The sequence below is a fragment of the Bariatricus sp. HCP28S3_D3 genome (genome assembly GCF_052065755.1).
Classification (GTDB): Bacteria; Bacillota; Clostridia; order Lachnospirales; family Lachnospiraceae; genus Allocoprococcus.
Map to the genome: position 1 here is coordinate 1 of NZ_JBQHTK010000060.1, position 6,043 is coordinate 6,043.

A 6,043-nucleotide genomic window follows, 5' to 3' on the forward strand; every position below is an offset into this window, starting at 1 on the left:
AGAACCGCGGGGCACGCGGGGATAGCTTATTGATACTTAGCCCTATCGGGTTATTGAGTAAGAAGCCCCTACTTCAAAGCTTTAGGGCTTAAGTAGTGGGAGCATGTCACACTGGTCAGTCTGTGCCAGAAGGGTGATATTGTTGTAACACAGGATTATGGTGTGGCTGCAATGATTCTGGGAAAAAGTGCTTACGGTATTCATCAGAGCGGTAAATGGTATACAAATGAAAATATCGACCAGATGCTGATGGAACGTCATCTGGCGAAGAAGGCAAGAAATGTAAAGAAAAAGCATCATTTGAAAGGTCCGGCAAAACGGACGGAGGAAGATGATCAACGATTTGAAGTATCTTTGGAGAAACTCATCTCAGTAGTAGATCGAAATCCCCTACTGAGACAAAATTAGAATGAGAATGAAAAAAGCTCGCTATGGTAGAAATATAATATTGTTGATATAATCACTATATGGTTCGGAGGGATTGAAAAAGAGATAATATGACATGGAGGAATGAAAGATGGTAAAACCGATAATGAAAGATGTGTTCTTTCTGGGACAAAAATCAGAACCTGCTACAAAGGCAGATCTGCAGGTAGGAAAGGATTTACAGGACACTTTACAGGCAAATCGTGCCGGTTGTGTAGGTATGGCTGCAAATATGATTGGTGTGAAAAAGAGGGTGATCATTGTAAATATGGGATTCGTAGATGTTGTGATGTTTAATCCGGTTCTTCTGAGCAAGGATACTCCATATGAAACAGAAGAAGGATGTCTATCGCTTACCGGTGTGAGGAAAACAACACGATATGAAAATATCGAAGTGGAATATTATGATATGAATTGGAAAAAGCAGCGACAGAAACTCAGCGGCTGGACAGCACAGATTTGTCAGCATGAGTTGGATCATCTGGAAGGAATTTTAATTTAAGTATAACAGATGGAATATGACTTCCGCTTCTTCAGGCGGTGAACAAGAAATATATATCAGTGGCGGGTGTCAATCCCCATCTGATATACGCTCCGCGAGGATGCGCAGGGATTCGGATTAGTGTTTTGTCTGCTTTGCAGACCCGAATCCCGCGCCAAGACTCGCGAGCGAGTCTTGAATAAAATTACGGGAGTGATCGATTATGGCATCGGAACGAACCAATGAATTATACAAGGTTTTGCTGGACAGAGGATATCCCAAAGAGTTCTGTGCAGAAATTGCCTTTAAAAATATGAATACAGATTACACCGCCACCCGGATGCTTGGCTATTTGTACCGGGTAAGCGATCCCCGAATCGAGGATCTGGTGGATGAGATGCTTGCAATCTTAAGTGACAGAGATGCAATCATCCAGAAAAAAGAAATGGAACATGCCCAGGCGGTGATCAATGAGATTTACAGAAATGGGCTGTAAAAAAGTTTAGTTATTATGGAATAAGAAAATGATTCGAAGATTTGAAACAAGAGATCTGGACGAAGTAATGTCCTTATGGCTTCATGCAAATATTGAGAGCCATTCTTTTATAGAAGCAGATTACTGGAAAAAGAATTATGATATGGTCAGAAAACTGATTCCTGAAGCAGAAGTATTTGTGGCAGAAGAAAATGAGAAGATTCAGGGATTTATTGGTTTAACAGATACTTATATAGCCGGGATCTTTGTAAAGGCAAAAGAACAATCAAAAGGAATCGGAACAGAGCTGCTTCGCACCGTTATGAAGTTAAAGGATCAATTGAATCTTAACGTGTATAAGAAAAATATGAGAGCGGTAGTGTTCTATCAGCATCGTGGATTTAAAATTGTGAATCAGAAAATAGATGAAAATACATCAGAAGAAGAATATACGATGGAATGGCATCGTCAGGCGGGAGGTAAAAATGAAGACAGTAATTGTTTATGCGTCTGTACATCATGGAAATACAAAGAAACTGGTGGAGAAAATTGCAGAGGAATGTAAGGTTGATCTGATTGATGCCGTGCAGCAGCCAAAGGCAGATTTGTCGGATTATGACCGGATTGGTTTTGCATCCGGTATTTATTTTTCAAAATTTCATCAGACAATCTTAAAGTTTGCTTCAGAAAATCTGCCGGAAAATAAAAAGGTATTTATGATCTGTACTTATGGTGGAAATGCAGCATATAAATCACTGGAAGTTATTTTGAAAGAAAAGAAAACGGACATTATTGGAAAATTTGGCTGTAAAGGATATGACACTTTTGGACCGTTTAAATTGGTGGGAGGTATTGCAAAAGGACATCCGGATGAAAAAGATCTGAAAGCAGCGGTCTCCTTCGTGGCTGGAGTGCAGTGATCAGAACGATAAGAAAATCGGGATTTGTGGAGGAGAGTAATTTGCTGGTATTAAATAAATTAGAGCGGTTGCTAACGGTATGTAAAGTCAAAAACATTGATGATATAGATTTAAGCAAGGAATTCTACTTCATTGGTAAAACAGATGAAGAAATTTCTCTTGTGTGTGAAACAAATGACGTTCCTGAAAACACAATAGAACGTGAAGATGGGTGGCGTGGTTTCCGTATTCAAGGAATTTTGGATTTTTCACTCATTGGCATTCTTTCAAAGTTGTCTGGAATACTTGCAGATAATAAAATTGGAATTTTTGCGGTATCTACATTCAACACAGATTATATTTTAGTGAAAGATGCGGATTTTGAAAAATCATTAGCTGTATTATTAAATGCCGGATATACAGTGATATAGATTTCAGATGCTTTAAACCCAAAGAAAATTATACGAGGAGTGAATTATTAGCATGAAAGTTCAGCATATTGCAATCGAAGGAAAATGTTTCTTTATCAACACTGATATGATTATCAGACGCAGTTCATACCCTTCTGATCTGCAGGAGTATAATATCGTATCTAAACTTCCAGGACTTGTGTGCAGAGGAGGAAGCTACATTATTGATTCATATGGGCATTATTTGACAAAACCTGTCTGGGATAAAGAAACTATCATTTACGCAGAACTTGATATGAATTTGCCTGCCGCCTGCAAAATGGAGCATGATGCAATCGGACATTATGCCCGTCCGGATGTACTTGAATTAAAAGTCAATGAAAAATAACAATAAAAAAACACTAAAGAAATTGGCAATCCTTGTAATAGGTTCTATAATTACGGCTTATGGAATTACACTTGCACTGTATGCTGGATTTGGCGGAGCTACGCTTGCGGTGCTGTGGCAGGGGATTGCAAGAACATTTCACATAAGCATTGGCACAGCATCTTTTGTTGTAGCATTGGGAATGATTTTGTTTGCGCTCATTTACGATAAAAGTCAGATTCATATAGGAACTGTGTTGTACCAGATTGTATACAGTACCTGTGTAGATTTGTTTGCTAACTGCCATATTTACAGTACCTATAAGTGGATCAATTTTTTAATTATGTTGTTAGGAGTGGTTTTGTTTGCTGTCGGAACAGGACTATATGCGTCGGCATCCCTTGGTAGAGGCTCCTATGAGGCAGTCACTTTTGCTTTAGCAGAAAAAAATCACTGGCAGATTAAATTTGTCCGAATGGCATTGGATATTTTGGTTGTTGTTACAGGTGTTTTGATTGGCGGAAAGTTTGGTGTATGCACGCTTATTACAGTTATCATTTCAGGCCCAATTATCCAATTTGTTAATGCGAAAGCAAAACAAGTTTTAAAGATATGATAGTAAAGAAACATACAACTTAGAAGTTGGAGGGATAGATTTCTATGATTATCAGATATGCAGAAGAGAAAAATTTTATAGAATTGCGACAGTTTTATGACGGTATGTGTAAAGTTTTGAGCGGAAAAGATTTTCTGCCGGAGGGAGATAAAGGTGGTTTCCCTCCAGATGAAATGATCAAAGATGCAATCAAAGAGAGAAATCAGTTTATCGGTATTGAAGATGGTCGAATTGTTGCGGCGTATATTATGAATCATGATCGTGATGAGGCGTATCATGCAGTTAAATGGCTTATTGATGCAAATGATAACGAGACAGTAGTTCTTCATGCCTTGCGTGTCCTTCCGGAATATGGAGGTCGTGGATACTCGAAGCAGTTAGTTCAACACGCAATAGACACAGCAAGGGAAAGAAACCTTAAATCAATTCGTCTTGATTGCATAGAGGGAAATGATATTCCACAGAAAATGTATATGTCGTTTGGATTTAAGTATGTGGATAAGGTTGAAATCACATATGTTGATATTGGAGTACCGAGGAAGTTCCTCTTATATGAGTTTGTACTCTAATCAAGACATAATAACAGTTATATCTTGAACATTGTACAAACAAATTCCAGTTTGCCGAATAAATTTGCTGATCAAAAGGGATCATTTCTTACCAGCGCGATACACTCAGAGCGTGACATCAGAAATGGTGTTACGATCCGTTTATTTCGTTATGTGGTGTTCGCTGCGCGATTGACTCAGAAGCTATAAAACGGACACATTCAGCTGAATAATTTGCCTATCAGGAAAATGAAAGATAATGTAGAATGAATATGTAAGCCGAGGAGGATACCTTTATGAATATAGAAGCGCAATTTAATTCAATAGCTAAAGAATATGATTGTAATCGTAAAAAGTTCATTCCATGTTTTGATGATTTCTATGAAAATTCAACAAAATTTGTTCTTTCAAGTATAAAGAAGCCAAAGGGAGTACTGGATTTAGGGGCAGGAACAGGTTTGCTGTCTTTTTACTGGTATGAACAATGCCCGTCAGCGGAATATATATTGGTTGATATAGCTGACGAAATGTTTGATGTATCGAGAAAGAGGTTTTTTGGATTAAATAATGTCGCGCATATAATAATGGATTATACAAAGACACTTCCTGAAGATGATTTTGATGCTGTTATATCAGCATTATCCATTCATCATTTGGATGATGCTCAAAAAGAAAAATTGTTTATAAAGATTTATGACATGCTGCCAGAGGATGGAATATTCGTGAATTATGATCAGTTTTGTGCGGATACACCTGTGATGAATGACTTATTTGATACATATTGGGAGAGTCAGTTGTATTCTAGTGGATTGACTGAACGGGATATCGAATTATGGAAAGAACGAAGAAAATTAGATAAGGAGTGTTCTGTAGAAACAGAAATACAAATGCTGGACAGATGTGGATTTTCAGAAGTCAAGTGCATCTATTCTTATCACAAATTCTCTGTCATTATGGCATTTAAGTAATTATTATGATAACTACAGATTCCATATTTCAGATCTGAATCTATAGGAAGTTGATTGATTAAAATGTTAATCATGCCATATGGCTTGATTATAAAAGCAAAGATAAAAACGCAATGTGCATTGAAAAAATGTGCTAGAGCTGGTAGGTAGCCCAGCCGTCCTATTTTAATAGGGTAAGTAACCTGCCCCTCCGGGTTGTCCATCCTTTGTTCAACAAATATTTAGGAGGGATTCTTATGGACAAAGTAAATGGAAAACTGACAGTATACTTTGAAGAGCCTTTTTGGGTGGGTGTATTCGAACATATTGAAAATAGCAGGCTGACTGTAGCAAAGGTGACTTTTGGTGCAGAGCCGAAGGTTTATGAAATTCAGGAATATATTCAAAGATACTATTTCAGTTTGAAATTCGGTCCGGCTGTTGATACTGTTGTAAAGGAGACAAAAAGAAATCCCAAAAGAATACAGCGCGAAGCGAAAAAACAGATGCAGGAAACAGGCATAGGAACAAAATCGCAGCAGGCGTTGAAGTTACAACAGGAACAAAATAAGCAGGAGCGTAAAGTGAGAAGCCGCGAGAAGAGAGAAGCGGATCAACTGCGAATGTTTGAACAAAAACAGCAAAAGAAACGGGAAAAGCACAAGGGGCATTAGTGCCTCTTGGCTTTTTTCTCATATTGGGACTATTTGAAATGAAATATATGATTTTGATGGTAAATTTTTATGTAAGGAATGATAATGGATGCATATTCCGCAAGAACTGCGCATCCGTTCCAGAGGAACGGAGCGCCATTCCGCTTCAAACTGAGCAAAGCTCAGCAGGTTGATTAATTACTATTGGTTATTCTGCGATC

The 6,043-nt window shown here is 38.0% G+C and carries 10 protein-coding genes and 1 pseudogene; all 11 read left to right on the forward strand.

What is annotated here, in order from left to right; translation table 11 throughout:
• Nucleotides 1-111: 111 nt before the first annotated feature.
• Nucleotides 112-408: pseudogene (locus tag ACTNB3_RS17430) on the forward strand (DUF188 domain-containing protein); the annotation flags it as partial.
• A 109-nt stretch (nucleotides 409-517) separates the two neighbouring features.
• Complete coding sequence (locus ACTNB3_RS17435) at nucleotides 518-928, forward strand: peptide deformylase (protein WP_262655210.1); 411 nt, start codon at nucleotides 518-520, stop codon at nucleotides 926-928.
• A 202-nt stretch (nucleotides 929-1,130) separates the two neighbouring features.
• Nucleotides 1,131-1,403 carry a hypothetical protein gene (locus ACTNB3_RS17440; protein WP_441027212.1) on the forward strand — a complete coding sequence of 91 codons (273 nt, stop codon included), beginning with the start codon at nucleotides 1,131-1,133 and terminating at the stop codon, nucleotides 1,401-1,403.
• A 28-nt stretch (nucleotides 1,404-1,431) separates the two neighbouring features.
• Nucleotides 1,432-1,947 carry an N-acetyltransferase gene (locus ACTNB3_RS17445; RefSeq protein ID WP_441027214.1) on the forward strand — a complete coding sequence of 172 codons (516 nt, stop codon included), beginning with the start codon at nucleotides 1,432-1,434 and terminating at the stop codon, nucleotides 1,945-1,947.
• Nucleotides 1,868-2,302, forward strand: a complete 435-nt coding sequence (locus ACTNB3_RS17450) for a flavodoxin family protein (protein ID WP_441027216.1) — start codon at nucleotides 1,868-1,870, stop codon at nucleotides 2,300-2,302. The genes ACTNB3_RS17445 and ACTNB3_RS17450 overlap by 80 nt, the downstream gene beginning before the upstream one ends.
• Nucleotides 2,303-2,346: 44 nt before the next feature.
• The gene (locus ACTNB3_RS17455) at nucleotides 2,347-2,712 is read left to right on the forward strand and encodes an ACT domain-containing protein (protein WP_055298413.1); all 366 of its coding nucleotides are present in this window, start codon (nucleotides 2,347-2,349) and stop codon (nucleotides 2,710-2,712) included.
• 52 nt (nucleotides 2,713-2,764) lie between these two features.
• A complete protein-coding gene (locus tag ACTNB3_RS17460) occupies nucleotides 2,765-3,079 on the forward strand; it encodes a nitrilase-related carbon-nitrogen hydrolase (RefSeq protein ID WP_441027218.1) in 315 nt (104 codons plus the stop codon).
• Nucleotides 3,069-3,674 carry a YczE/YyaS/YitT family protein gene (locus ACTNB3_RS17465; protein WP_441027220.1) on the forward strand — a complete coding sequence of 202 codons (606 nt, stop codon included), beginning with the start codon at nucleotides 3,069-3,071 and terminating at the stop codon, nucleotides 3,672-3,674. The genes ACTNB3_RS17460 and ACTNB3_RS17465 overlap by 11 nt, the downstream gene beginning before the upstream one ends.
• A 44-nt stretch (nucleotides 3,675-3,718) precedes the next feature.
• Nucleotides 3,719-4,243: a GNAT family N-acetyltransferase gene (locus tag ACTNB3_RS17470; RefSeq protein WP_235249066.1), complete on the forward strand. Its 525-nt coding sequence runs from the start codon at nucleotides 3,719-3,721 to the stop codon at nucleotides 4,241-4,243.
• Between the two features lie 275 nt (nucleotides 4,244-4,518).
• Entirely contained in the window at nucleotides 4,519-5,190 is a 672-nt protein-coding gene (locus tag ACTNB3_RS17475) for a class I SAM-dependent methyltransferase (protein ID WP_441027222.1), read from the forward strand.
• A gap of 236 nt (nucleotides 5,191-5,426) precedes the next feature.
• Nucleotides 5,427-5,843, forward strand: a complete 417-nt coding sequence (locus tag ACTNB3_RS17480; protein WP_441027224.1) for a YjdF family protein — start codon at nucleotides 5,427-5,429, stop codon at nucleotides 5,841-5,843.
• Nucleotides 5,844-6,043: the final 200 nt, after the last annotated feature.

What these genes read in the sequence shown, in the direction of transcription:
- ACTNB3_RS17435 (WP_262655210.1), top strand. Translation starts at nt 518, where the DNA reads ATGGTAAAACCGATAATGAAAGATGTGTTCTTTCTGGGACAAAAATCA.
- ACTNB3_RS17445 (WP_441027214.1), top strand. Translation starts at nt 1,432, where the DNA reads ATGATTCGAAGATTTGAAACAAGAGATCTGGACGAAGTAATGTCCTTA.
- ACTNB3_RS17440 (WP_441027212.1), top strand. Translation starts at nt 1,131, where the DNA reads ATGGCATCGGAACGAACCAATGAATTATACAAGGTTTTGCTGGACAGA.
- ACTNB3_RS17480 (WP_441027224.1), top strand. Translation starts at nt 5,427, where the DNA reads ATGGACAAAGTAAATGGAAAACTGACAGTATACTTTGAAGAGCCTTTT.
- ACTNB3_RS17465 (WP_441027220.1), top strand. Translation starts at nt 3,069, where the DNA reads ATGAAAAATAACAATAAAAAAACACTAAAGAAATTGGCAATCCTTGTA.
- ACTNB3_RS17450 (WP_441027216.1), top strand. Translation starts at nt 1,868, where the DNA reads ATGAAGACAGTAATTGTTTATGCGTCTGTACATCATGGAAATACAAAG.
- ACTNB3_RS17475 (WP_441027222.1), top strand. Translation starts at nt 4,519, where the DNA reads ATGAATATAGAAGCGCAATTTAATTCAATAGCTAAAGAATATGATTGT.
- ACTNB3_RS17460 (WP_441027218.1), top strand. Translation starts at nt 2,765, where the DNA reads ATGAAAGTTCAGCATATTGCAATCGAAGGAAAATGTTTCTTTATCAAC.
- ACTNB3_RS17470 (WP_235249066.1), top strand. Translation starts at nt 3,719, where the DNA reads ATGATTATCAGATATGCAGAAGAGAAAAATTTTATAGAATTGCGACAG.